The 24,296-nt window shown below is 68.8% G+C and carries 16 protein-coding genes and 2 tRNA genes; 14 read left to right on the forward strand and 4 right to left on the reverse strand.

Going from position 1 to position 24,296, the window contains the following annotated elements; translation table 11 throughout:
• Window positions 1-6 precede the first annotated feature (6 nt).
• Both pyrH and SPK54_RS03020 read right to left on the reverse strand, forming a co-directional pair.
• Window positions 7-729, reverse strand: a complete 723-nt coding sequence (gene pyrH, locus SPK54_RS03015) for a UMP kinase (RefSeq protein ID WP_330946445.1) — start codon at window positions 727-729, stop codon at window positions 7-9.
• A gap of 76 nt (window positions 730-805) precedes the next feature.
• Window positions 806-2,293, reverse strand: a complete 1,488-nt coding sequence (locus SPK54_RS03020; protein WP_330946446.1) for a GGDEF domain-containing protein — start codon at window positions 2,291-2,293, stop codon at window positions 806-808.
• Window positions 2,294-2,552: 259 nt separating this feature from the next.
• On the opposite strand from SPK54_RS03020, the gene SPK54_RS03025 reads away from it, so the two are divergent.
• The 4 genes from SPK54_RS03025 to recD all read left to right on the forward strand — a co-directional run bounded on the left by SPK54_RS03025 (window position 2,553) and on the right by recD (window position 12,759).
• Window positions 2,553-3,188, forward strand: coding sequence for a lysoplasmalogenase family protein (locus SPK54_RS03025; RefSeq protein WP_330946447.1), 636 nt, complete (start codon window positions 2,553-2,555; stop codon window positions 3,186-3,188).
• Window positions 3,189-3,497: 309 nt separating this feature from the next.
• Window positions 3,498-7,247, forward strand: coding sequence for an exodeoxyribonuclease V subunit gamma (gene recC / locus SPK54_RS03030; RefSeq protein ID WP_330946448.1), 3,750 nt, complete (start codon window positions 3,498-3,500; stop codon window positions 7,245-7,247).
• Window positions 7,244-10,897, forward strand: a complete 3,654-nt coding sequence (locus tag SPK54_RS03035) for a UvrD-helicase domain-containing protein (protein ID WP_330946449.1) — start codon at window positions 7,244-7,246, stop codon at window positions 10,895-10,897. Before recC ends, SPK54_RS03035 begins: the two co-directional genes overlap by 4 nt.
• Window positions 10,894-12,759: an exodeoxyribonuclease V subunit alpha gene (recD, locus tag SPK54_RS03040; protein ID WP_330946450.1), complete on the forward strand. Its 1,866-nt coding sequence runs from the start codon at window positions 10,894-10,896 to the stop codon at window positions 12,757-12,759. The genes SPK54_RS03035 and recD overlap by 4 nt, the downstream gene beginning before the upstream one ends.
• Window positions 12,760-13,249: 490 nt before the next feature.
• Here the strand turns inward: recD and SPK54_RS03045 are convergent.
• Together SPK54_RS03045 and SPK54_RS03050 are read right to left on the reverse strand one after the other, a co-directional pair.
• A tRNA-Asn gene (locus SPK54_RS03045) sits at window positions 13,250-13,326 on the reverse strand.
• A gap of 115 nt (window positions 13,327-13,441) precedes the next feature.
• The gene (locus tag SPK54_RS03050) at window positions 13,442-13,972 is read right to left on the reverse strand and encodes a GspH/FimT family pseudopilin (protein WP_330946451.1); all 531 of its coding nucleotides are present in this window, start codon (window positions 13,970-13,972) and stop codon (window positions 13,442-13,444) included.
• A 170-nt stretch (window positions 13,973-14,142) separates the two neighbouring features.
• Here SPK54_RS03050 and uvrB point away from each other — a divergent pair, with 170 nt between their 5' ends.
• The 10 genes from uvrB to SPK54_RS03100 all read left to right on the forward strand — a co-directional run bounded on the left by uvrB (window position 14,143) and on the right by SPK54_RS03100 (window position 24,287).
• Window positions 14,143-16,191 carry an excinuclease ABC subunit UvrB gene (gene uvrB / locus SPK54_RS03055; RefSeq protein WP_330946452.1) on the forward strand — a complete coding sequence of 683 codons (2,049 nt, stop codon included), beginning with the start codon at window positions 14,143-14,145 and terminating at the stop codon, window positions 16,189-16,191.
• A gap of 113 nt (window positions 16,192-16,304) precedes the next feature.
• Window positions 16,305-16,379, forward strand: a tRNA-Val gene (locus SPK54_RS03060).
• 246 nt (window positions 16,380-16,625) lie between these two features.
• A complete protein-coding gene (thrS, locus tag SPK54_RS03065) occupies window positions 16,626-18,527 on the forward strand; it encodes a threonine--tRNA ligase (protein ID WP_330946453.1) in 1,902 nt (633 codons plus the stop codon).
• Between the two features lie 90 nt (window positions 18,528-18,617).
• Entirely contained in the window at window positions 18,618-19,142 is a 525-nt protein-coding gene (gene infC / locus SPK54_RS03070) for a translation initiation factor IF-3 (protein WP_330946502.1), read from the forward strand.
• Window positions 19,143-19,507: 365 nt separating this feature from the next.
• On the forward strand, window positions 19,508-19,705 hold the full coding sequence (rpmI, locus tag SPK54_RS03075) for a 50S ribosomal protein L35 (RefSeq protein WP_027083463.1): 198 nt from the start codon (window positions 19,508-19,510) through the stop codon (window positions 19,703-19,705).
• An 11-nt stretch (window positions 19,706-19,716) separates the two neighbouring features.
• Entirely contained in the window at window positions 19,717-20,076 is a 360-nt protein-coding gene (gene rplT / locus SPK54_RS03080) for a 50S ribosomal protein L20 (protein WP_190281611.1), read from the forward strand.
• Between the two features lie 157 nt (window positions 20,077-20,233).
• Complete coding sequence (gene pheS, locus SPK54_RS03085) at window positions 20,234-21,244, forward strand: phenylalanine--tRNA ligase subunit alpha (protein ID WP_330946454.1); 1,011 nt, start codon at window positions 20,234-20,236, stop codon at window positions 21,242-21,244.
• 9 nt (window positions 21,245-21,253) lie between these two features.
• A complete protein-coding gene (gene pheT / locus SPK54_RS03090) occupies window positions 21,254-23,623 on the forward strand; it encodes a phenylalanine--tRNA ligase subunit beta (RefSeq protein ID WP_330946455.1) in 2,370 nt (789 codons plus the stop codon).
• Window positions 23,624-23,635: 12 nt separating this feature from the next.
• A complete protein-coding gene (locus SPK54_RS03095) occupies window positions 23,636-23,938 on the forward strand; it encodes an integration host factor subunit alpha (protein WP_330946456.1) in 303 nt (100 codons plus the stop codon).
• Entirely contained in the window at window positions 23,931-24,287 is a 357-nt protein-coding gene (locus SPK54_RS03100; RefSeq protein WP_028839025.1) for a MerR family transcriptional regulator, read from the forward strand. Before SPK54_RS03095 ends, SPK54_RS03100 begins: the two co-directional genes overlap by 8 nt.
• Window positions 24,288-24,296 lie beyond the last annotated feature (9 nt).

Below are 24,296 nucleotides of genomic sequence, written 5' to 3' on the forward strand. Positions count from 1 at the left end.
CGCGGATCAGTCGCGGGCGCGGACCAGGGTGCCGATCGGCTCGCCGCGGAGGATCCGCAGCAGCACGCCGGGTTCGGCCATGTCGAAGATGCGCAGCGGCAGGCGGGCATCGCGGCACAGCGCGAAGGCAGCGGTGTCCATGACCTGCAGGTTGCGCGAGATGACTTCGTCGTAGGTCAGCGTGTCCAGCTTGACCGCATCGGGGTACTTCTTCGGGTCCTTGTCGTAGACGCCGTCGACCTTGGTCGCCTTCAGCAGCAGGTCCGCGCCGATCTCGATGGCGCGCAGGGCGGCGCCGGAATCGGTGGTGAAGAAGGGGTTGCCGGTGCCGGCCGCGAAGATGACCAGCCGGCGCTTCTCCAGATGGCGCACGGCGCGGCGGCGGATGTAGTCCTCGCACACGTCGTTGACCTTCAGCGCGCTCATCACCCGCGCCTTGCCGCCGAGCTTCTCCAGCGCGTCCTGCATGGCCAGCGCGTTGATCACGGTGGCCAGCATGCCCATGTGGTCGCCGGTCACCCGGTCCATGCCGCTGGCGGCAAGGCCGGCACCGCGGAAGATGTTGCCGCCGCCGATCACCAGCGCGATCTCGGCGCCGGCCTCGCTGGCCTCGATGACCTCGCGGGCCAGCCGGTTCAGCACCTTGGGGTCGATGCCGTAGTCCTCGTCCCCCATCAGCGCCTCGCCGGACAGCTTCAGCAGGACGCGGCGATAGGCGAGATTGGACATGGATGCCTCGGGCAATGGAAAACCGGCGGATTCTAGCGGAAACCGCGCTTCGCCTCAGCTGTGGGGCGGGTCGCGGTCACTCGCCGTGCAGGCGGACGCGGTTGCGGCCTTCGCGCTTGGCGCCATAGAGCACGTCGTCGGCCGCCTGCAGCAGGTCGTGGACGCTTTCGAAGCGGGTGTCGGGCTCGCCGTTGTGGGTGGCGATGCCGGCGGAGAAGGTGGTGAAGACGGGCTGGCCGTCGACGATCGCCATCGGCGTGCGCGATACCTCTTCCAGCAACCGCTGCAGCACCTGCCGTGCGGAAGATTCGCTGGAATAGTTCAGCACCAGCAGGAATTCCTCGCCGCCGTAGCGGGCGATGAGGTCGGTGCTGCGCAGGGTGCGCTGCACGGTCTGGGCGAAGTGGCGCAGCACCTGGTCGCCGACCAGGTGGCCGAAGCGGTCGTTGATCTGCTTGAAGTCGTCCAGGTCCACCAGCGCGACGGTGAGCGGATGCATCCCTGCGGCGGCGAACTCCTGCTCCAGCACTTCTTCCATGTGCAGGCGGTTGTACACGCCGGTGAGCGGGTCGCGCCGCGCCTGCTCGCTCAGCTGGCGCATGCGCTCCTCGGTGACCCGCGCCTCCTGGTGGGACTGCGAGGCATCCTGGATCTGGCGCAGGTTGCGCAGGATCAGCAGTTCCCGTGCCTCGTCGGAGATCGCCTGCAGATGCGAGGGCTGGTCGATCCGCACCTCGAACAGAGTGCTGATCTCCGGCAGCGAAACCGCCAGCAGCGACAGCACCTCGGCCAGTACTTCTTCGCCGCGACCGGTGCAGGCATCGGTCCTGGCGCAGGCCAATGCGTGCGCGGCGGCGTGCGCTTGCGGCGGAGCCAGCCACAGGTCGGCGATCGCGCCGGAGGCCTGTACGCAGCGCAGGAAGGGATCTTCCGCCCCCGCCTGCTCGCTGGAGGCGATCGCCTCCACCAGGTAGTCGGGCAGGTTCCACCTGCGCGCCAGCCACGCGCCGACCTCCGCATGGTCGGCATCGTAGCGCCCGCGCTCCGCCGCCAGCAGCGCGGCGTTGTCGTCCGCGTCCGCGCACAGCAACGAGTACTCCTCCGGCGTGGCCTGCAGCAGCGCCAGTCGGCCGATGTCCTGCAGCAAGCCCGCCAGCATCAGCGATTCCGCGCGCTTCAGGCTGGCCTGCTGCCCCAGCAGCCTGGAGGTCATCGCCGCAAGCACGCTGCGCCGCCAGATCCGCTCCTGCAGCTCGGCGGTACCGTTGTGGCCGCGCAGGCCCTGGATCAGCGAGAACCCCAGCGCCAGACTGAGGGTCGCGTTCAGCCCCAGCATCGCCATCGCCTGCGTGAGCGTGTCGATGCGACGGCGGGTGGCGTACAGCGGGGAATTGGCCACCCGCAGCAGGCGCGCACTCAGGGCCGGGTCGACGCTGATGAGCTGTGCGGCCGCGCCCAGGGTGGCGTTGGGATCCTGCGCAAGCGCGATGATCTGCATCGCAACGCTTGGCGGCGACGGCAGGTTGCGGCAGTGCAGGAGGGTGGTTTCGAGTTCCGTTCGCATCGTGCGTGGATTTGATTCCAAGGCCCTAGTATGCGTGTGAAAAGGGGTCGTGGTAAGTGCGGCATCCCGGCGGGGATCGGGAGGGGGCCGCACACCGATTATCCCGCCGTTACGATGTTGCGGATTGTGGCCGCGGTTCCGCTTCGGGGACCGGGGGCGTCACGGCGGAACGCAGGCGCATGGCGCCCGGGAGGAACATGCAAACACAGGTGCCCGCGTCGCTGGATCCGCCTGTGCATGGCCCGCCGGGGGCGCACGCGTGAGCCCGGTTGTCCTGCTGGCAGGGGCGTGCGTGGCGGCGGTCGCTTGCCTGGTGCTGGCGGAATTCCGCCGTTCGCAGTCCGCCCGCGTGCTGGCCAAGCTGACCGCCAGCAGCGCTTTCGTCGCGCTCGCCTGGCTCCTGGGCGCGGCGGAAAGCCACCACGGGTGCTGGATGCTGCTCGCCTTCGCGTTGAGCTGGATTGGCGACCTCCTGCTGCTGTCTGTGCGCAGCCGGGTATTCCTGGCAGGGTTGGCTGCCTTTCTCGCCGCGCACGTTGCGTTCGCCATCGCGTTCCTTGGTTTGCCGCTGGACCGGTCGGCATTGGTGGTTGCGGCCGCCGTCATGGCGGGCACTGGCGCTCTGCTGATGCGCTGGCTGTGGCCGAACCTGAAAGGGTTCTACCGCGTGGCCGTGACTGCCTACGTCGTGGCATTGGTGGTGATGGCAGCCTCTGCGGTCGCGGTGACGGGTGCCGGCGGGGATTGGCGCTATGCCGCCGGCGCGCTGGCGTTCGCGGCGTCGGACGTCGCCGTCGCGCGCAACCGCTTTGTCGCCCCGGGCGCCGCGAACAAGGCGTGGGGACTACCCCTGTACTACGCCGCGCAGCTCATGTTCGCGCTGTCGCTGGGGTGAATGCGGGTGGTTGCGGCGCGGCACGGGGTGGTCGCAACCCCGGAAGATGCCGGCGCACACGCGTGTGCTCGCCCGATCGGGTGGATGCCGATGCTGCTGATGCGGATCAAGTCCCGCCCGGGCGCCGTGGCCGCCGCATGGGGCGGAGGTTCTGCAGGAGGCGGACGGCCCTGCGCGGATCCGCGATCAACCGCAGACGGGCATGCGGTATGTCCTTATGGCAATCCCATCAGGACCGCGCCCGGTCGAGTCGCAGCGCCTGCGACTGGGTCATCATTCAATGGGCATGTTGATCCGGAGTGTCACCCCTTGAGCCATCCTGAAGTCGATGCAGGCCTGACCCTGCTGCGCGCCAGTCGCCTGGAAGCCTTGCTGGAGCCGTTGGCGGCCTTGCTGGCGCAGACCCGTCCGGCGCATCCGCTGGTGCCGCAGCACGTGATTGCCGCGCATCCGGGGATGAAGCAGTGGTTGGCCGGTGCGCTGGCGCGGCAGGTGGGCGTGGGGCGGATCGTCGCCAACCTCGACGTGCAGTTGCCCAGCAGCTGGCTGGACGGGCTGTCGGCCGCGCTGCTGGGCGAGCGCGCGGTGGCGCTGCCGAATTACCGCCGCGGGCATCTGCGCTGGACCCTGCACGCGATGCTCGGCGATCCGTCCGCGAATGGCGTTACCGACCCGCGCGTGCTGCCCTACCTGGATGCCAAGGGCAGCGCCGATGAGCGCGCGCTGCGTCGCTTCCAGCTGGCCGATCGGCTGGCGCGGGTGTTCTCGCAGTATCTGGTGTATCGCAGCGACTGGCTGCAGGCCTGGGAGGCCGGCCAGCACCGCTATGCCGCGGCCGGCAGCCGCGATCCGGCGCTGCAGGTGCTGGAAGCGGAGTGCCTGGCCCCCCTGTGGCAGTCGGTTGCTGGAGCGCTGGGCGAGCACCGCGGCCGCCTGGTCGACGCGCTGGTGTCTGCCCTGCAGGGGGGTGACGCGCCGCTGGCACCGCTGCACGTGGTTGGGCTGTCGCACCTGCCGCCCGCAGAGCTGTCGGTGCTGCGCGCCTACGCGCGCCGCGCGCCGGTGTTCATGTACGTGCCCGACCCTTGCCGCGAGTACTGGGGCGGGCTGCACAAGGCCGAGGACGGGCGGCCGGCGCTGGCGGCGTGGCAGGCCTTTCGCGAGGACGAACAGGCGCGCTTCGACGATCCCGATGCGCTCGACTGGCACGAGCAGGGCCATCCGCTGCTGGCGCGCTGGGGTCGGTTGGGCCAGCATTTCTTCGCCGCGCTGGTGGAGGGCGAGCTGCGCGAGGACATCCGCCACTGGCGGGACGACGCCACCGGCACGCCGGGCAACCGCCTCGCGCGCCTGCAGGAAAGCATCCGCCGGCTGCAGCCGGATCTGCTGCAGGAGAACGCCGCCGATCCCGCGGCAAGAGCCGACGCCAGCCTGCGCATCCACGCCTGTCACACCCGCCAGCGCGAGCTGGAAGTGCTGCGCGACGCGCTGCTGGATGCCATCGAGAAAGAAGGCGTGCGTGCCGGCGACATCGTGGTGATGGCGCCTGACATCCAGGTCTACCTGCCGCTGATCGCGGCGGTGTTCGGCGAGCCGGGTTCCGCGCGCGAGCGCCTGCTGCCCTACCACCTGGCCGACGTGCCGGTGGCGCGCAGCCATCCGCTGTTCACCGTGTTCGAGACCCTGCTGGGGCTGGGGGCATCCCGCCTCACCGCACCGGAGGTGGTGGACCTGCTGGGCGTGGCCGAAGTGCAGGCAGCACTGTCGCTTGATCCCGGTGATGTCGAGACGCTGGTCGAATGGCTGCGCCAAAGCCGGGTGGCGTGGGCGCTGGATGGCGCGCACAAGCAGGCGCTGGCGCTGCCACCGCGCGCCGAACACAGCTTCGCCTGGGCGATGGACCGGATGCTGGCGGGCTATCTGATGGCCGATGTTCCGGGGACTGCCGATCAGCAGCCTTTCCTGCTGCCTGACGGCACGGCGCTGCTGCCGCTGGCGGGCATCGACGGCCCTTCCGCGGCCGCGCTGGGCAGCCTCGACCAGTTGCTCTGCGAACTGCAGGCCTGGCGCGCGCTGGCCGAGGCCGAGATGCCCGCCAGCCAATGGGCGGAACAGCTGCGCGCACGGGTGGATGCGCTGCTGCGCATCGATCGCACCGATGCCGATGCGCGCGCCGCGCTGTCGGTTCTCCATCGCGCGATTGCCCTGCTGGCGGCCGAGCCCGCTCGCAACGGCCAGGACCCCGTGCTGCGTCTTGCGGTGGTGCGCGAGCTGCTGCAGGACGCCCTGGCCGCGGCGCCGGAGCGGCAGCGCTTCCTGATGGGCGGCATCACCTTCTGCGGCATGGTGCCGCAGCGTGCCATCCCGTTCGACATTGTCTGCGTGCTGGGCCTGGACGAAGGTGCGTTCCCGCGCCGCCCGTCCGGCGGTGGCATCGACCTGATGGCGCGGCTGCGCCGCATCGGTGATCGCGACGTGCCCGGCGACGATCGCTACCTGTTCCTGGAAACCGTGATGTCGGCGCGCAAGCGCCTGCATCTGTCGTACATCGGCCTCGGCGTGCGCGACGGCAAGCACCGCAATCCCGCCGCGCCGCTGGCCGAGCTGATGGCCGAGCTGGAACTGCGCTGCGGCATCGCGCCCGATGACGACAAGGCGCCGCGGCCTTGGCAGGTCGAGCATCCGCTGCAGCCGTTCGACGGACGTTATTTCGACGGCGGGCATCCAGCGCTGTTTTCCTACTCGCCGGCGTTCGCGGGCATGCGCGGCGCGGGCAGGGGGATGCTGCCGCGCCTGCGCGACGGCAGCCTGCCCGCGCCGGAACCCCTGCCGGACCCGCTGCCGCTGGCCACGCTGGAGGGCTTCTTCAAGGACCCGGCCAAGGCGCTGCTGAAGGATCACCTGCAGCTGTCGCTGGATGCGCTGGACGACGACGTGCGGCTGGCGGAGGACGAGCCGATGGATGCGATTCCAAGGATCCACCCGGTGGCGCGCACGGTGTTCCTGCAGCAGGTGTTGCCGCGCAAATGCAGCGATCCCGCGTGGGCGTGGGATCGCCAGCCGCCGGCGTGGGTGGGGTTGGGCGGGTTGCTGCCGCTGGGCGCGGCCGGCGATGCAGCCTGGGCGAAGGAGGCCAATGCGGTGGACGCCTTGTGGAGCCAGGCCGATGCCTGCGGCCGTTTCGATGCGCGTGGCCAGCACGGCGGACAGGCGGTACGGGTGGACGTGCCCCTGCTGCTGCCCGGCGGCGAAGGTGCCGAAGACGATCTGCCGCAGCGCATTACCGGGTTGCTGCGCAATGTGTTTCCACTGGCGGGATCGACGGACGGGCTGCAGGTGGTGTTTGCTTTCCCGAATCCGAAGGACGAAAAGAAGCACCTCAAGGCCCCGAAGGACCTGGGATTCAAGGATCGCGTCCCCGCCTTCCTGCATTGGGCGTTGCTGCGCCTGCACGCCGCAGGCGGCGACGAACCGGGACCGGTGCGGCTGACCATGCTGGCGGACGGCGAGCCGGATCTGGCCGCACAGGTGAACGCCTGGGACTTGCGCTACTGCGCCGCCGATGCGGCAGGGCGGGCTGCCCTGGATGCCGATCTGCGCCGTCGTCTGCGTGCACTGGTCGAACTGATGCACATGGGGCGACAAGGCCTCTCCTGGTTCCATCCGCAGTCCGGGTGGGCTGCCCTGGGTGCACTGCAAACCGCGATGGAAAAACCTGAAGGCAGTCAGGGTGAGGGCGAGGCGGAGAAAGAAGCAGACGGCGCCGACGAACCCTCAGCGGAAGCGGAAGCAGCGGCGCAGCAGTCGCGTGAGGCTGCGATCGCCAGGGCGGTGCGCGGCAAGTGGGTGAGCGATTCCGGGCAAGGCGTCGGCGAGCGCGATTACGCCCCCGGTTACGCACATCTGCTGGAAGGCGATCTGGTGTTCGGCGATCCCGATACCGACCCGGACGGCCGCGCCCTGCGCGCACTGCTGCAGGACGCGCAGGCCGTCCACGCCCTGCTCATGCTGGGTGACGGTGACCCTCGCCCTGCCGACGCCAGCGAGGAGGCCGCATGAGCCAACCCATGGATTGGTCCACCTTGCCCCTGCAGGACGGCGGTCGCAGCTTGGTGGAGGCCAGCGCCGGCACCGGCAAGACCTGGACCATCGCCGCGCTCTACCTGCGCTTGCTGCTGGAGCGTCAGCTCTCGCCGCGCCAGGTCGTCGTGAGCACCTTCACCAACGCCGCCGCCGCCGAACTGCGCGAGCGCCTGCGCGGCAAGCTGCTGTGGGCGCTGGCCGAGGCCGACAAGCACCGCGGCGGCATCGCCAGCGACGAGGGCAGGCACTCGGATTGCGGCTGGATCCGCAAGCGCTGGCGCGACCAGCCGGCCGCGCTCGAGAAGGACGTGCAGCGCCTGCAAGCCGCGCTGTCCGAGTTCGACGCCGCGCCGATCTCCACCCTCCACGCGTTGTGCTCACGCATCCTCGCCGACCATCCGTTCGCTGCCGGCGCATTGTTCCGCGGCCGCGAGATGATCGACGGCAAGACGCTGGAAGCCGCGCTGGTCGCGGATCTGTGGCGGGTGATCGCGCAGGGCGATGGATCGGATGAGCTGGTGGTGCTGGCCCGCGCGGCCGGGATCACCCTCAATTCGCTGAAGAAATACGTGCCGGTATTGTTGCAGGCGGATGTGGTGGTGGAGGGGGTGGATCCTGATGCCTTCCGCGATCGCCTTGATTTCCTCGGAGATCCAGATGCGTGGGTGGCCAGAGTGCGTCGGCTTGTCGAAGACGACACCCTGTTCAATGCGGCCTGCACGCTGAGAAAGGCATGGTCCGACGTGGCGTCAGCCATCGCATCCGCGCCAGGCAATCTTAAACAGGCCAAGGGACGCGCGAAGACATTGGCGGATGCCGCCAAGATGACCGGGATCTCAGCAGCAGGAAAGAAGAGCCCGGAGGTTCTCGAACTGGTTTCACAGTCTCCTGCGATAGCCGAAGCCCTCCAGCAGATCCCGGATGTCGAGGTCGATCGCAGCCAGAACGTTGATCTTCGCGAGTTCCTCGCCGCCGCCCGCCGCTGGTGTCGCGCCACCCTGCAGGCGCGGCTGGATGCCGCCAACCAGTCCAGCTTCGACGAGTTGCTGGTCACGGTGCGCGACGCGCTGGCACCCCGCGACGGGCAACGGGTGCTGGCCGATGCGCTGTTCGGCGCTTGGCCGGTGGCGCTGGTGGACGAGTTCCAGGACACCGATCCGGTGCAGTTCGGCATCCTCGATGCGATCTACACCAGTACCGATGGCAGCCCGCGCGGGCGACTGGTGATGATCGGCGACCCCAAGCAGGCGATCTACCGCTTCCGTGGCGGTGATGTTGCGACTTACGAGCGGGCCAAGACGCTGGTCCCGGACGAAGATCGGCTCACGCTGGGCACCAACCATCGCTCCAGCCGTGGCTATGTCGAGGCGGTCAACCAGTTCTATGCGAACACGCGCGCCGAACTGGGGCCCAAGCAGTCGGCGACGTCGATCCGCTATCAGTGCGTCGATCCGAGCGGCCGCCGCGACGGCCAGCCGCTGTGCGGCGCGCGCGACAACCAGCCCGTCAGCCGTCCGCTGGTGCTGCACCGGCTTGCGGCGGGCGACGCCGCGACCGACCTCGAGGCGCACGCGCTGCGGGTGTGCGCGGGGCAGATCGCGCGGGCGCTGTCGGAAGATGGCTATTCCATCGGCGATGACCGGCTCCAGCCCGGCGACATCGCCGTGCTGCTGCCCAGCAACGCACAGATCGCCAAGCTGGCGGTGATGCTCAAGGCGCGCGGCGTGCCCTGCGTGACCGGCTCGCAAAAGAGCGTGTTCGAGATCGCCATCGCCCGCGAGTTGCGCCTGGTCCTGCATGCGGTGCTGCATCCGGAGAATCCGCACACGTTGCGTGCCGCGCTGGCCACGCGCCTGTGCGGGGCCAGCCTCGGCGAGTTGCAGGCATTGCGCCACGATCCAGCGGGTTGGGACAGCCACGCCAGCCGCTTCCATGCCCTGCGTGCCACCCTGGAACGCGGTGGCCCGCTGGCGCTGGTGGCGGCATTGCTGGAGCAGCACGCCGCACGCCTGCTGGACACGGCGGAAGGCGAACGCATTCTCACCGACCTTCGCCATCTGGGCGAGCTGTTGCAGGAGGCCTGGGGCGAAGGTGGCGGTGGCGAGCAACTGCTGGCCTGGTTCGCCGACCAGATGGCCGATGGTGCCGAAGCCAGCGACGCGGCCGATGCGCGCGCGCTGCGGCTGGAATCGGACGCGGCGCGGGTCAAGCTGATGACCCTGCATGCCAGCAAGGGGCTGGAGTTCGGCGTGGTGTTCCTGCCGCTGATGTGGAAGCACGGGCCGATCGACAAGGGTGCGCGCCTGCTTGCCTCGGATGACGGATCCGCGAAGTACCTCGTCGAGGGCCCGGCCAAGGACATCGTCAAGCGGCAGGAGCTCGAGGAGCGCCATCGCATCCTGTACGTGGCGCTGACCCGCGCCATCCATGCCTGCCACGTGTTCGTGCTGCCGACGGGCGACGTGGTGGCCGATGCCATTCGCCGCGCGAGCGCAAAGGACGTGGCACTGAACGACCTGGGGCTGTCCGTGTTCCCGACCGACGAGGCGAACCGCATCCGCGTCATCGACGGCTGGAATCCGCATCACGGCCTTGTCTGGCACGGTAGCGATGAAGTGGCCGCTACCCGCAGCGCCCGTCCCTTGCCCGCAGCTCCGAGCGGGCCACTACCGATGCGGCACAGCTTCACCACGCTCAGCGGCGGTGGTCGCCACCGGGTGCTGCTGGAGGAGGGCGCGGCGGAGGATGAAGCGCAGGCCGATGCTGGGGCCGCTGCGGAAGGGGAGCAGGACCTCGCGATCAGTGGCGAGGGGCCCGTGCCTGGCGTGGGCGCAACGGCCATCGGGGCCATCCGGCATGCCGAACTCGACGCGCTGGCCGGCGTTGCCGGTGCCGACTTCGGTAACGCGGTGCATGCGCTGTTCGAGCATCGCGTGCCGGGGCTGCCGATCACCCGGGACGCCGTGCGTGCCGCCCTGCACGAACATGGCGTGCGTCCGCGCGAAGGCGATCTGGAAGCGCTGCTGTCGCCCCTTGCACAGCGCCTGCAGGCGGTGCTGGAAACGCCGCTGGCCGAAGGCGGCGGTCCACGGCTGGGCGACCTTGCGGGCGTCGACATGCGGGCGGAACTGGAGTTCAACTACCAGCTCGACGGTGCCTCGCTGCGCATCCTGCGAAAGGCCTGCGAGGCGCATGGCGAGCCGGACCTGGTGCCGACGCGGGAACAGACGCTGGTCGGGCTGATGAACGGCAAGATCGACCTGGTGTTCGCCCACGGTGGCCGCTTCCACGTGCTGGATTACAAGGGCAACCAGCTCGCCAGCGGACCGCAAGGCGGCCTGCAGGACTACGCCCCCGCGGCGCTGGAGGAAAAGATGCTGGCCACCGGCTACCGCCTGCAGGCGCTGCTCTACACCATTGCGGTGGAACGCTACCTGCGCGAGCGCCTGGGCGACGGTTACCGACGCGACCAGCACCTCGGCGACTGCTGGTACCTGTTTATCCGCGCAGTCGGCCTGCAGCTGCCGGATGGCACCCGCTGCGGGGTCTGGCGCCACCGGTTCCAGGACGACCTGCTCGATGCCGTGCAAGGCGCGCTGGGGCTGCAACTGGAGGAAGCCGCATGAACCAGTCCGTCGCCGGAGAGGCGTTCGGTTTCGCTCGACGGCTGCGACCTGCGAATTGCCCCCGGGACTGGCGCGACCTGGATCGCGCGGTCTGGCGTTGGGTGATGGCGCATGGTGGCGACGAGCTGACCGCCAGCGGGGCGGCTTGGGCCAGTCATGCCGAAGGGCAAGGACACAGTGCCCTGCCGCTGTCGTTGCCGGACGCCGCCGGTCGGCCGCTGCTGGAGGATGCACACCGCAAGGCGCTGGCGGGCAGCCCGCTGGTGGCCGACCTTGCGGCGTGCGAAACGGCAGAAGGGCGGCCGTTCGTGCTTGATGCCGGCCATCTCTACCTGTTGCGCAACCACCGCGCCGAGGTCGAAGTGGCGCGCGCATTGCGCGGCCGCCGCGATGCCGCCCGCGTGCCGGTTCGCCCGATCGGGGATGACGACCTGCGGACGTTGTTCAACGGGAGCTGGCTGGATGCCGAAGAGCGCCAGCGCGCTGCCGTGCGCCAAGCTGCCGGCCGTCGCCTGATGGTACTGACCGGCGGCCCCGGCACCGGCAAGACCACCACTGTGCTACGCATGCTGCTGGGCCTTTCGCGCGAACATCAGGCCGTCACCGGACAGGTGCCGCAGCTGCGGATTGCCGCGCCCACCGGCAAGGCTGCGCAGCGCCTGGCCGAATCCCTGCGCCAGGGCGCGGAGCGCCTGCGGGGCGGCGCCCAGCCGCTGGGCGAGGAGTGGGCGCCGCACATGGAGGCCGTGCTTGCCGCCGATGCCGCCACCGTGCACCGCCTGCTCGGCAGTCGTGGTCGCCACGGCGGCTATGCCTTCCATGCCGGCGAACCACTGCCGGCCGACATCGTGGTGATCGACGAGGCCTCGATGCTCGACCTCAGCCTGCTGCGCGCCCTGCTGTCGGCGCTGCGTGACGACGCGGTGCTGGTGCTGGTGGGCGATGCCGACCAGCTCACCTCGGTCGGCACCGGCTCGGTGATGATGGACGTGGTGCAAGCGCTTGAGGACGACCCGCGTGGCGACCTGGTGCGTCTGTCGCACTGCTTCCGCGCCGATGTCGCGCTGGTGCCGATCAACGAAGCCGTGCGTGCCGGCGATGTCGCGGCGTTCGATGCCGCCATCGCTGCCGCCGCTGGCACCGCTACCGTGCATCCGGTGCCCGACGCGGCAAGCCTGCGCCGCCGGCTGTCCGCGTGGGCGCGCGACCTGCTGGCCACGCTGGAGGCGGTGGGCATCCACAGGCCGGTGGTTGCGCACGATTCGCACGCATTGGCTGCCCGGCTTGCGGTCCTGCGCCGGCAGCAGCTGTTGTGCGCGCTGCGGGAAGGCCCGTTCGGCGCAACCCGGGTTGCCGCGTCGATTGCCGCCCGCCTGCGCGCATGGGACCAGCTGTCGGCATGGGCGGGCGCCGCGTGGTATCCGGGCCGCTGCGTGATGGTGACCCGCAACGACCACGCCGCGCGGCTCTACAACGGCGACGTCGGCGTGTGCGTGCTGGTCGATAGCGGCGACGGCAGGCCGCTGCTGCAGGTTGCGTTCGAACGCACGCCGGATGTGTCCGCCGTCGCCAGCGACCCCTCCGGCGCGGGCGTGCGCCTCCTCGATCCCAACACCCTGCCGCCGCACGAGGACGCATTTGCACTGACCGTGCACAAGAGCCAGGGCTCAGAGTACGACCGCGTGGCAGTTTTGCTGCCGCCGGATGCCGAATCGCCCATGCTGGTGCGGCAGATGCTCTACACCGGCATGTCCCGCGCCAAATCCGCCATCGAGTTGTGGGCGATGCCGGATGTCACCGGGAAAGCCTTGTCCACGCGGCTGGCGCGGCATGGCCGTTTGGCGGAACGGATCGGCGGCTAGGTGTCATCACACCCGCACTCGCTTCGGCTGGCCCGGTCGCCACCGCGCCAGCCCCGCACGTGCCGCCAAGCGGGCCAGCAGGGTAAGTTCAAGCGCGTGAATGTCGCTGCGCCGCATCATTTGTTCCAACTGGGGCAGCGCGACGTCTCACAGCGCGGTGGCCGCGCCGATGGCTAGACCGGATTGCTCCTGCCCGATCTGCAGGCCGCCCCGCAGCGTGGAGCCCGTTTCCGCGTCCGACCCGTTCCGGCTTCGAACAGCCCACGGTCATCGGAGCTGCTGCCGCAGGTGCCATGCGGCGTGTCGGTCTCTGCGGTCTTCATGCGGGTTACGTCAGCCTGTGTTCCGACTGGTCCGTCATTGCGCCGCGGTCGGGCCGGCCGCCGCGGGGGCAGGCACCCTGCCCCTGATGGCCGCCGCCACAGCGCCCCACGCTGGAGGTAGACCAAGAAAAAGGGCCTGCGACTTCATCGCAAGCCCTTGAATTTTGTGGCGCCCGAAGTTGGACTCGAACCAACGACCCCCTGATTAACAGTCAAGTGCTCTAACCGGCTGAGCTATTCGGGCGAGGTCGCGCATTGTATGCGGGTCGCTGCGGTTGGGCAAGCGGTCGCGGGTGAAATTTTGCGGGTTCCGTCGGCGACCGCGGCGGGGCAGCCGGGAGGGTGCCGCGCCGCGGCGTTCAGCGGGGGCAGGGAAGCGCCGCGCTCGGTCTTTCGCTGCGCGGCCGGCCGACATTGTTGACGATGACCCGGGCCAGCAGGTCGCCCTTCGGGCTGCAGATGGAGAGGGTCAGGTTGCTGCCCCCGCTGGTGCCGTCGGGCAGGTAGCGCAGCTGCTGGCGTCCGGCGCTGCTGACGATGCGGAGGTGGCGGCTGGTCGGCTCGCGATCGCCCCGGAGGATCTCGTCGGCCGCGTCGGGCTGCCGGTTGCCGTCGTCATCGACGAACAGCAGCCAGCCGGGGCTCCAGTCCGTGCCGCCGTCACAGTGGGCGCCGTCGCTGCTGGGGCAAAGCACGGCGCGGCGATTGCGGCTGACCGCCGCCATCCGCGCGAGCTGCATATGGGCGATCAGGGAGGATGCGGCTGTGTTGGCCCGGTGTCGCTCCAGCAGCGCGCTCATCGGCGATGCAGCGACCCCGGCGAGGATCGCCACGATGGAGGTGGTGGTCAGCAGTTCGATCAGGGTGAATCCGGCAGGGCGGCGTGTCATGGCGGTGCTCCGGCGGCTGAGTCCAGCCTGCATGGCGCGGCGCGTGGCGAGCATCGGTGCATGGCCGGACGTCAGGTCGGAAAAGTCCCCACTGGGTGTCGGGGTTTTCCGTGACGGCGGCAGCATGGCGGCGGCGTAAACTTGAGGACTGTTTCCTCGCGCGGCACCCGATGACCCAGTCCGTCCCGTCCGACCTCGACCTGACCACCGCATCCGCCGGCTTCGAGTTGGTGTCGCCGTATTCGCCCGCGGGCGACCAGCCGCAGGCCATCGAAAAGCTCGTGGCCGGGTTCGAAAGCGGCCTGGCCAAGCAGGTGCTGCTGGGCGTGACCGGCTCGGGCAAGACCTACACCGTCGCCAACATGATCCAGCAGGTGCAGAAGCCGACGCTGGTGATGGCGCCCAACAAGACCCTGGCGGCGCAGCTGTACGGCGAGTTCAAGGCGTTCTTCCCGCACAACTCGGTGGAGTACTTCGTCAGCTACTACGACTACTACCAGCCGGAAGCCTACGTTCCCTCCAGCGACACCTACATCGAGAAAGACAGCTCGATCAACGACCACATCGAGCAGATGCGGCTGGCCGCCACCAAGGCGCTGCTGTCGCGGCGCGACACGATCGTGGTGGCATCGGTGTCGGCGATCTATGGCCTCGGCGCGCCTGAGGATTACCTCGCCATGCGGCTGATCCTGTCGCGGGGCGAACGCATCGACCAGCGTGAGCTGCTGCGCCACCTGACCACCCTGCAGTACTCGCGCAACGAGATGGCGCTGGATCGCGGCACCTTCCGCGTGCGCGGCGAGACGGTGGACGTGTTCCCAGCCGAATCCGACCTGGAGGCGCTGCGCATCGAGCTGTTCGATGGCGAGATCGAGCAGCTGTCGATGTTCGACCCGTTGACCGGCGAGATCCTGCGCCGGCTGCCGCGCTACGTGGTGTATCCCAAGACGCACTACGCCACCCCGCGCGAGCGCACCCTGAGCGCGGTGGACACGATCAAGGCCGAGCTGCGCGAGCGGCTGGAGCACCTGTATGCCGCCAACAAGCTGGTGGAGGCGCAGCGCCTGCAGCAGCGCACCCAGTTCGACCTGGAGATGATGGCCGAGGTCGGCTACTGCAACGGCATCGAGAACTACTCGCGTCACCTGACCGGGCGCGCGCCGGGCGAGCCGCCGCCCACCCTGTTCGACTATCTGCCGGCGGATGCGCTGCTGGTGATCGACGAATCGCACGTGACCATTCCGCAGATCGGCGCGATGTACAAGGGCGATCGCTCGCGCAAGGAGACGCTGGTGGAGTTCGGTTTCCGCCTGCCGTCGGCGCTGGACAACCGGCCGCTGAAGTTCGACGAATGGGAAGCGCGCGCGCCCCGCAGCGTCTACGTTTCGGCGACGCCCGGCCCATACGAATTGCGCGAGGCCGGCGACGAGATCATCGAGTTGGTGGTGCGCCCGACCGGGCTGGTGGATCCGCCGGTGGAAATCCGCCCGGTGGCGACCCAGGTGGATGACCTGCTGGGCGAGATCCGCGAGCGGGTGGCGCAGGGCGATCGCGTGCTGGTCACCACGCTGACCAAGCGCATGGCGGAGAACCTCACTGAGTACCTGTCCGAACACGACGTGAAGGTGCGCTACCTGCATTCCGACGTGGACACGGTGGAGCGGGTGGAGATCATCCGCGACCTGCGGCTGGGCGTGTTCGACGTGCTGGTGGGCATCAACCTGCTGCGCGAGGGCCTGGACATGCCGGAAGTCTCGCTGGTCGCCATCCTCGATGCGGACAAGGAAGGCTTCCTGCGCAGCACCGGCTCGCTGATCCAGACCATCGGCCGCGCCGCGCGCAACCTGCGCGGCAAGGCGATCCTGTACGCCGACCGGGTCACCAATTCGATGCGCGCCGCGCTGGACGAGACCGACCGTCGCCGCAACCGCCAACTGGAACACAATGCCGAGCGCGGAATCACCCCGCAGTCGGTGCAGCGCGCCGTGCGCGACGTGATGGAGGGCGCGCGGGCCGAGCCGGGCGAGCTGAAGGGCCGCGGCAAGGCTCGGCGCGTCGCCGAGCCGGAGCTGGAGTACCTGCGGATGAGCCCGGCCCAGCAGGCCGCACGGCTCAAGGAGCTGGAGCAGAAGATGCACCAGCACGCCCGCGACCTGGAGTTCGAGGACGCCGCCCGCGTCCGTGACCAGATCCGCAGGCTGCGCGAGGCGAGCCTGTAGGGGAAAGGGGGGGGGCGGAGTGGCCTTCTGCTTGCGAAAAGCCGCTCCGCCCCCTTTTCTCCTCTTTTCGCTTGTCGGCGCACGATCTGTCAGGCTACAATTCGCGCCCCTTAGGGCGGTTAGCTCAGCGGTAGAGCACTACCTTGACATGGTAGGGGTCACAGGTTCGAACCCTGTACCGCCCACCACGCTGGCTCTCAAACATGGAGAGCGGGCGTGGCAACGAAACGGAGACAGGTGGCCCGCGGCAACGCCGGCCGAGCGTGCGACATGGACACTACCGGCGCCCACCGCTGAATCCTGCCGACGCGCTCGCGCTCCCTTCAAGTGTGGATGATCGAAAGGCGCCTCGGCGCCTTTTTTCGTTTTTTCCGTTCGTTCCTGAACAAGCGCCCGGCGATTCGCGGCCGGCCGCTCCAGAAGAGCTAAAGCCCATGATCTCGATCACGCTCCCCGACGGCTCCCAGCGCCAGTTCGACGCCCCCGTGTCCGTGCAGGACGTCGCCGCTTCCATCGGCGCCGGCCTGGCCAAGGCCACCCTGGCCGGCAAGGTCGATGGCCGGCTGGTCGACGCCAGCCACGTCATCGACCGCGACGCCGAACTGTCCATCGTCACCGACAAGTCGCCCGAAGCGCTCGACATCCTCCGCCACTCCACCGCCCACCTGCTGGCGCAGGCGGTGCAGCGCCTGTTCCCCGGCGCGCAGGTCACCATCGGTCCGGTGATCGACAACGGCTTCTATTACGACTTCGCCTACGAGCGCCCGTTCACCCCCGAGGACCTGCCGGCGATCGAGGCGGAGATGCAGAAGATCGTCAAGGAAGCCTTGCCGGTCAGCCGCAGCGTGAAGTCGCGCGACGACGCGATCGCGTTCTTCAAGGGCATGGGCGAGGCCTACAAGGCCGAGATCATCGAATCGATCCCGGCCAACGAGGATCTCTCGTTGTATTCGCAGGGCGAGTTCACCGACCTCTGCCGCGGCCCGCACGTGCCCGGCACCGACAAGCTGCGCGCGTTCAAGCTGATGAAGGTGGCTGGCGCCTACTGGCGCGGCGACCACAACAACCAGATGCTCAGCCGCATCTACGGCACTGCCTGGCTGAACGACAAGGACCTCAAGGCCTACCTGCACCAGCTGGAGGAGGCCGAGAAGCGCGACCACCGCAAGATCGCCAAGGTCCAGGACCTGTTCCACCTGCAGGAGGAGGGCCCGGGCCTGGTGTTCTGGCACCCGAAGGGCTGGAGCATCTGGCAGACCGTGGAGCAGTACATGCGCAAGGTCTACCGCGACACCGGCTACGGCGAGGTGCGCTGCCCGCAGATCCTCGACGTCGAGCTGTGGAAGAAGTCCGGCCACTGGGACAACTACAAGGACAACATGTTCTTCACCGAGTCCGAGAAGCGGACCTACGCGGTGAAGCCCATGAACTGCCCCGGCCACGTGCAGGTGTTCAACCAGGGCCTGCACAGCTACCGCGACCTGCCGATCCGCTACGGCGAGTTCGGCGCCTGCCACCGCAACGAGCCCTCCGGCGCGCTGCACGGCATCCTGCGCGTGCGCGGCTTCACCCAGGACGACGGCCACATCTTCTGCACCGAGGACCAGGTGGAGTCCGAGGTGCGCGCCTTCCACGAGCAGGCCCTGAAGGTCTACGCGGACTTCGGCTTTTCCGACATCCAGATCAAGATCGCGCTGCGCCCGGACTCGCGGCTGGGCGACGACGCCACCTGGGACAAGGCCGAGAACGCCCTGCGCGATGCGCTGCGCGCCTCCGGGGTGGAATGGCAGGAGCTGCCCGGCGAGGGCGCCTTCTACGGCCCGAAGATCGAGTACCACCTGAAGGACGCCATCGGCCGCACCTGGCAGCTGGGCACCATGCAGGTGGACTTCATGATGCCGGGCCGGCTGGGCGCCGAATACGTCGACGAGCACAGCCAGCGCCGCCATCCCGTGATGCTGCACCGGGCCATCGTGGGCTCGATGGAGCGTTTCATCGGCATCCTGATCGAGCACCACGCCGGCCAGTTCCCGGCTTGGCTGGCCCCGGTGCAGGCGGTTGTGATGAACATCACCGATGCCCAGGCGGATGCCGTCGAAGAGGCTAGGAAAACCCTTGCGAATCAAGGATTCCGGGTGGTTTCCGATTTGCGGAACGAAAAAATCGGCTATAAAATCCGCGAGCACACGCTCCAGCGCGTGCCGTACCTGCTGGTGGTCGGGGACCGCGAGAAGGAAAATGGCATGCTGTCGGTGCGTACGCGGGGTGGGGAAGACCTTGGCAGCATGTCCGTTGACGCCTTCGCCGCCAGACTGCGGGAAGAAGGCGCCGGCTGACCGCCGCACCGCTTCGTGCAAACCCGTCCGCCGGTTCCGGAACCGGCGGGCGAACCGGCCCGCAGGGGCCAACCCTTGGAGACAGCCACAATCAGCATCCCTGACAACAAGCAGAACCGGCGGAACGGCGAAATCCGCGTCCCGCGCGTGCGCGTCATCGGCAGCGACGGCGAAATGATCGGCGTGCTTTCGCGCGACGAAGCGTTGCGCATGGCCGAGGATGAAGAGCTCGACCTTGTCGAGATCCAGCCCAACGCGGACCCGCCGGTCTGCAAGATCATGGACTTCGGCAAGTTCAAGTTCGAACTGCAGAAGAAGGCCAACGAAGCCAAGAAGAAGACCAAGCAGGTCGAGATCAAGGAAGTGAAGTTCCGTCCGGTCACGGACGAGGGCGACTACCAGATCAAGCTGCGCAAGATGCGCGAGTTTCTGGTCGACGGCGACAAGATCAAGGTCAACATCCGCTTCCGTGGCCGCGAGATGAGCCACCAGGAGCTGGGCCGCGAAATGGCGGCGCGGATCGAGGCCGATCTGGGCGAAGACATCGTCATCGAATCGCGTCCGCGCCTGGAAGGCCGGCAGATGGTGATGATGATCGCGCCGAAGAAGAAGTAAGGCCCACGGCCGGTCGCCCGCAGGGCGACCGGCGCGATGGCTAGCTGGGCACGGTTCCGGGAGTGTTCAAGCCGCGAAGCGGCCTCCGGCCGGATCCGCCAAGTCGCTCCCCGATACTCGCTTGGTTGGCGGATCCGGCCGGAGGCCGCTTCGCCCGTAGCCGGTTGGCGATTGAGAGTTCCCAGGAAATCCGCCATAATGCGCGGCCCGGTTCGCCGGGTTTGCAGTCAGTTGTATTCATGGACCCGCCCATGATTCGCTTCGGATCAAGGGCTTACCCACCGGTCGGGCAGGATGGAAAGCGTGGCAGCGCCGCAAGACAAAGCCGCCGCCCAGGCCAGTTCTAGATTTCGCAAGGATTCCCAATGCCCAAGATCAAGACCAATCGGGCGGCGGCCAAGCGCTTCCGGAAGACCGCTTCCGGCAAGTACAAGTGCGGCCACGCCAACAAGAGCCACATCCTCACCAAGAAGGCGACCAAGCGGAAGCGCAACCTGCGGCAGACGAACCATGTTCGTGCCGAGGACGCGGGCCGTCTGGACCGCATGCTTCCGTATTTGTGAGGAGATGAGAAATGGCACGAGTTAAGCGTGGTGTCACGGCGCGCCGCCGTCACAAGAAAATCATTGGCCAGGCCAAGGGCTACTACAACGCCCGTCGCAAGGTCTTCCGCGTCGCCAAGCAGGCCGTCACCAAGGCCCTGCAGTACGCCTACATCGGTCGCAAGCAGAAGAAGCGCCATTTCCGCACCCTGTGGATTGCGCGCATCAACGCTGCTTCGCGCGCCAATGGCATGAGCTACAGCCGCTTCATGAACGGCCTGCTGAAGGCCGGCATCACCCTGGATCGCAAGGTGCTGGCGGACATCGCCGTGCACGACGCGGCGGGCTTTACCGCCCTGACCGAAAAGGCCAAGGGCGCTTTGGCGGCGTAAGCCGTCACTCCACAGCAGTTGTAGCGGCGGCCTCGGTCGCCATCACGTGGGGAAGGGCGCAAGTCCTTCCCCATGTCTGTTTTTGCGGTGCCGGTTTTCATGTCGTCCACGCGCGGGCGCGGGGATGAGGATGCAGCGGTCTGGAGTCATCAAGCACATGAGCGATATCGAATCCCTGTCCGCCGCGGCGCTGTCCGAGATCAAAGCCGCCGCGACCCCCGACGCGCTGGAGGCCTTGCGGGTGGGGCTGCTGGGCAAGAACGGCAGCGTCACCGCCCAGCTGAAGGCGCTCGGCGCCCTGCCGGGCGACCAGCGCAAGGCCGCGGGCGAGGCCATCAACCGCGCCCGCGACGCCATCGGGGCGGCGCTTGCCGAGCGCAAGCAGCTGCTGGAAGCGGCCGCGCTGGACGCGCGCCTGGCCGGCGAATCCATCGACGTCACCCTGCCGGGGCGCGATGCCGCCCGCGGCGGCGTGCATCCGGTCAGCCGCACGCTGGAACGCATCAGCGAGATCTTCGGCCGGCTGGGCTACGAGTCCGCCGATGGTCCGGAGATCGAGGACGACTGGCACAACTTCGAGGCGCTGAACTTCCCGCCGCACCACCCGGCGCGCGCCATGCACGACACCTTCTACTTCCCGGACGGCCGCCTGCTGCGCACCCATACCTCCGGCGTGCAGATCCGCTACATGCAGGACCTGCTGGCGCGGGGCGGGCAGCCGCCGCTGCGCATGATCGCCGCCGGCAAGGTGTACCGCAGCGATTCCGACCAGACCCACACGCCGATGTTCCACCAGGTGGAGGGCCTGCTGGTGGACGAGCGCGCCAGCTTCGCCGACCTCAAGGGCACGCTGGTGGAGTTCGTGCGCGCGTTCTTCGAGCGCGATTTCGAGATGCGCTTCCGCCCGAGCTACTTCCCCTTCACCGAGCCGTCGGCGGAAGTGGACATCGCCTGGCAGCAGGCCGACGGCAGCACGCGCTGGCTGGAGGTGCTGGGCTGCGGGATGGTGCATCCGAATGTATTGAAGAGCGTGGGCATCGATCCGGAGACGTACACCGGCTTCGCCTTCGGCCTCGGCGTCGAGCGCTTCGCCATGCTGCGCTACGGCGTGGATGACCTGCGTTCCTTCTTCGACAACGATGTGCGCTTCCTGCGCCAGTTCGCCTGAGGTAGTGCGATGAAATTCTCCGAGAACTGGCTGCGCCAGCACGTCAAGACCACGGCGACGCGCGAAGAGCTGGCTGCCACCCTGACCGCCATCGGCCTGGAAGTCGAGGAGCTGACCCCGCTGGGCGAGGCGCTCGACGGCGTGGTGGTGGCGAGGATCCTGTCCGCCGAGAAGCATCCGCAGGCCGACAAGCTGCAGGTCTGCCAGGTGGACGCCGGCCTGGATGCGCCGCTGCAGATCGTCTGCGGCGCACCCAACGCCCGCGCGGGGCTCGTCGCGCCGCTGGCCACCATCGGCACGACCGTCGGCACGCTGACCATCAAGGCGGCCAAGCTGCGCGGCGTGGAGTCCAACGGCATGCTGTGCTCGGCGAAGGAGCTGGGCATCGACGCCGATGCCTCCGGCCTGCTGGAGCTGCCGGACGACGCGCCGGTAGGCAAGCCGCTGGCCGACTACCTGGGCCTGCCGGACGCGGCCATCGAGCTGAAGCTCACCCCCAACCGCGCCGACTGCTTTGGCGTGCGCGGCATCGCCTTCGACGTGGCGGCGGCGACCGGTTGCGAGGTGGAGCCGCTGCAGGCCGAGCCGGTGCCGGCGGTGATCGACAGCGCGATGGCGGTGGAACTGCACGCGGGCAGCGATGCGCCGCGCTTCGTCGCCCGCGTGATCGAGGGCGTGGACCCGGCGGCAAAGACGCCGGTGTGGATGGCGCAGCGGCTGGTGCGCAGCGGCGTGCGTCCGGTCAGCTTCCTCGTCGACGTTACCCAGTATCTGATGCTCGAGCTCGGCCAGCCGATGCATGCGTACGACCGCGACCTGCTCAAGGGCCCGGTCGGCGTGCGCCATGCGCGCGTGGGTGAAACCGTGGTGCTGCTCAACGGCGACGAAGCGAAGCTGGACGAGGGCTTCCTCGTCATCACCGACGCCGATCGCGTGGTCGGACTGGCGGGCATCATGGGCGGCAACGACACCAAGGTGGGCGACGCCACCCGCAACGTGCTGCTGGAGGCCGCGCACTTCGCGCCTGCGGCGATCATTGGTCGCAGCCGCAGGCTGGGCCTGCATACCGATGCCGCGCACCGTTTCGAGCGAGGCGTGGATCCGGAGCTGCCGCGGATCGCCATCGAGCGCGCCACCCGCCTGATCCTCGATATCGCCGGCGGCAAGCCCGGCCCGGTGCGGGAAGCGGTGCTGACCGAACACCTGCCGCAGCCGCAGCCGGTCCTCCTGCGCCGCGCGCGGCTGGCCCGCGTGCTGGGCACGCAGGTGGCCGATGCGGAAGTGGCGCGCATCCTCACTGCGCTCGGTCTGGCGGTGGAGGTTGTCGCCGAGGGCTGGCAGGTGACGCCGCCGGCGCGCCGGTTCGACCTCGCCATCGAGGAAGACCTGATCGAGGAAATCGCGCGCATCCACGGCTACGACGCGATCCCTGCCACCCTGCCGGGCGGCGCCACCCGTTTGGTCGCGCCCAGCGAAAGCCGCAGCAGCGAGCACGACGTGCGCCGCCAGCTGGTGGCACGCGACTACCTGGAGGCGATCAACTTCGCCTTCGTCGATGCCGATCTGTTGAAGACCTGGCAGCTGGACGCCGGCGGCGTCGCGCTGGCCAATCCGCTGAGCGCCGAGCTGGGGGTGATGCGCACCCGCCTGCTGCCGGGGCTGGTGGCGGCGCTGGCGCGCAACGTGGCGCGCCAGCAGGCGCGCGTGCGCCTGTTCGAGCTGGGCCGCACCTTCGCGGCAACCGGCGATGCGCCCGAAGAGACGCGCCGCGTGGCGGCCGTGGCCTGCGGCAAGGCCATGGCCGAGCAGTGGGGCGTGGCCGAGCGCGCGCTCGATTTCCACGATCTCAAGGGCGATCTGGACAGTCTGGCTGCGCTGTCGGGCGCGGTGCTGGAGTACCGCGCGTCGTGCCAGCCGTTCGCCCATCCGGGGCGCAGCGCCGACGTCTATCGCGATGGCGCATGCATCGGCTGGATCGGCCAGCTGCACCCGCGCCTGCAGCAGGCGTTGGGCCTGGACGTGGATGTCTTCGGCTTCGAACTGGCGCTGGACGCGCTGCTGGCGCGTCCGCTGCCGCGGGCGAGGGCGCTGTCGAAGTATCCGTCCGTCCGCCGGGATCTCGCGTTTGTCGTCCCGGAAGCGGTGACGTGGGGGGCCATGAAGGCGACCGCGGAAGCCGCCGCCGGCCCGATCCTGCGCGAGCTGCGGCTGTTCGATCGCTATGCCGGCAAGGGCATCGAATCGGGTTTCAAGAGTCTCGCCATCGGCTTGATTTTGCAGGATGAATCGCGCACGCTGGAAGATCGTGACGTGGATGCGGTGGTGGCAGCCGTGGTGGCCGCGCTGGGCAAGGAACACAGTGCGGCCATCAGGCGCTGACAGGGGGCGGTAATGGCGTTGACCAAGGCGGAAATGGCCGAAAAGCTGTACGAGGAAGTCGGCCTGAACAAGCGCGAGGCCAAGGAATTCGTGGATGCGTTCTTCGACGCGCTGCGCGGGGCGCTGGAGCAGGGGCGGCAGATCAAGCTGTCCGGCTTCGGCAACTTCGACCTGCGCCGCAAGAACCCGCGTCCGGGCCGCAATCCCAAGACCGGCGAGGAAATCCCGATCTCGGCGCGCACCGTGGTGACCTTCCGCCCCGGCCAGAAGCTGAAGGAACGCGTGGAAGCCTTCGTCGGGGGCGTCCATGCTTGATCCCGGCAGCAACCGCGAGCTTCCGCCGATCCCGGCCAAGCGCTACTTCACCATCGGCGAGGTCAGCGAGCTGTGCGAGGTCAAGCCGCACGTGCTGCGCTACTGGGAAACCGAGTTCCCCAGCCTGGAGCCGTCCAAGCGCCGCGGCAACCGCCGTTATTACCAGCGCCACGACGTGCTGATGGTGCGGCAGATCCGCAGCCTGCTGTACGAACAGGGCTACACCATCGGCGGCGCGCGCCTGCGCCTGGAGGGCGAGGACGGCAAGCAGGAGTCGGCGCTGAGCAACCAGATCGTGCGCCAGGTGCGCGCCGAGCTGGAGGAAGTGCTGCAGATCCTGCGCCGCTGATCCGCCTCG

This window comes from Thermomonas sp. LB-4, assembly GCF_036409385.1.
Lineage (GTDB): Bacteria > Pseudomonadota > Gammaproteobacteria > Xanthomonadales > Xanthomonadaceae > Thermomonas.

What these genes read in the sequence shown, in the direction of transcription:
- thrS (WP_330946453.1), top strand. Translation starts at nt 16,626, where the DNA reads ATGATCTCGATCACGCTCCCCGACGGCTCCCAGCGCCAGTTCGACGCC.
- recD (WP_330946450.1), top strand. Translation starts at nt 10,894, where the DNA reads ATGAACCAGTCCGTCGCCGGAGAGGCGTTCGGTTTCGCTCGACGGCTG.
- SPK54_RS03020 (WP_330946446.1), bottom strand. Translation starts at nt 2,293, where the DNA reads ATGCGAACGGAACTCGAAACCACCCTCCTGCACTGCCGCAACCTGCCG.
- SPK54_RS03050 (WP_330946451.1), bottom strand. Translation starts at nt 13,972, where the DNA reads ATGACACGCCGCCCTGCCGGATTCACCCTGATCGAACTGCTGACCACC.
- rplT (WP_190281611.1), top strand. Translation starts at nt 19,717, where the DNA reads ATGGCACGAGTTAAGCGTGGTGTCACGGCGCGCCGCCGTCACAAGAAA.
- pheS (WP_330946454.1), top strand. Translation starts at nt 20,234, where the DNA reads ATGAGCGATATCGAATCCCTGTCCGCCGCGGCGCTGTCCGAGATCAAA.
- pheT (WP_330946455.1), top strand. Translation starts at nt 21,254, where the DNA reads ATGAAATTCTCCGAGAACTGGCTGCGCCAGCACGTCAAGACCACGGCG.
- pyrH (WP_330946445.1), bottom strand. Translation starts at nt 729, where the DNA reads ATGTCCAATCTCGCCTATCGCCGCGTCCTGCTGAAGCTGTCCGGCGAG.
- rpmI (WP_027083463.1), top strand. Translation starts at nt 19,508, where the DNA reads ATGCCCAAGATCAAGACCAATCGGGCGGCGGCCAAGCGCTTCCGGAAG.
- SPK54_RS03100 (WP_028839025.1), top strand. Translation starts at nt 23,931, where the DNA reads ATGCTTGATCCCGGCAGCAACCGCGAGCTTCCGCCGATCCCGGCCAAG.
- uvrB (WP_330946452.1), top strand. Translation starts at nt 14,143, where the DNA reads ATGACCCAGTCCGTCCCGTCCGACCTCGACCTGACCACCGCATCCGCC.
- SPK54_RS03095 (WP_330946456.1), top strand. Translation starts at nt 23,636, where the DNA reads ATGGCGTTGACCAAGGCGGAAATGGCCGAAAAGCTGTACGAGGAAGTC.
- SPK54_RS03035 (WP_330946449.1), top strand. Translation starts at nt 7,244, where the DNA reads ATGAGCCAACCCATGGATTGGTCCACCTTGCCCCTGCAGGACGGCGGT.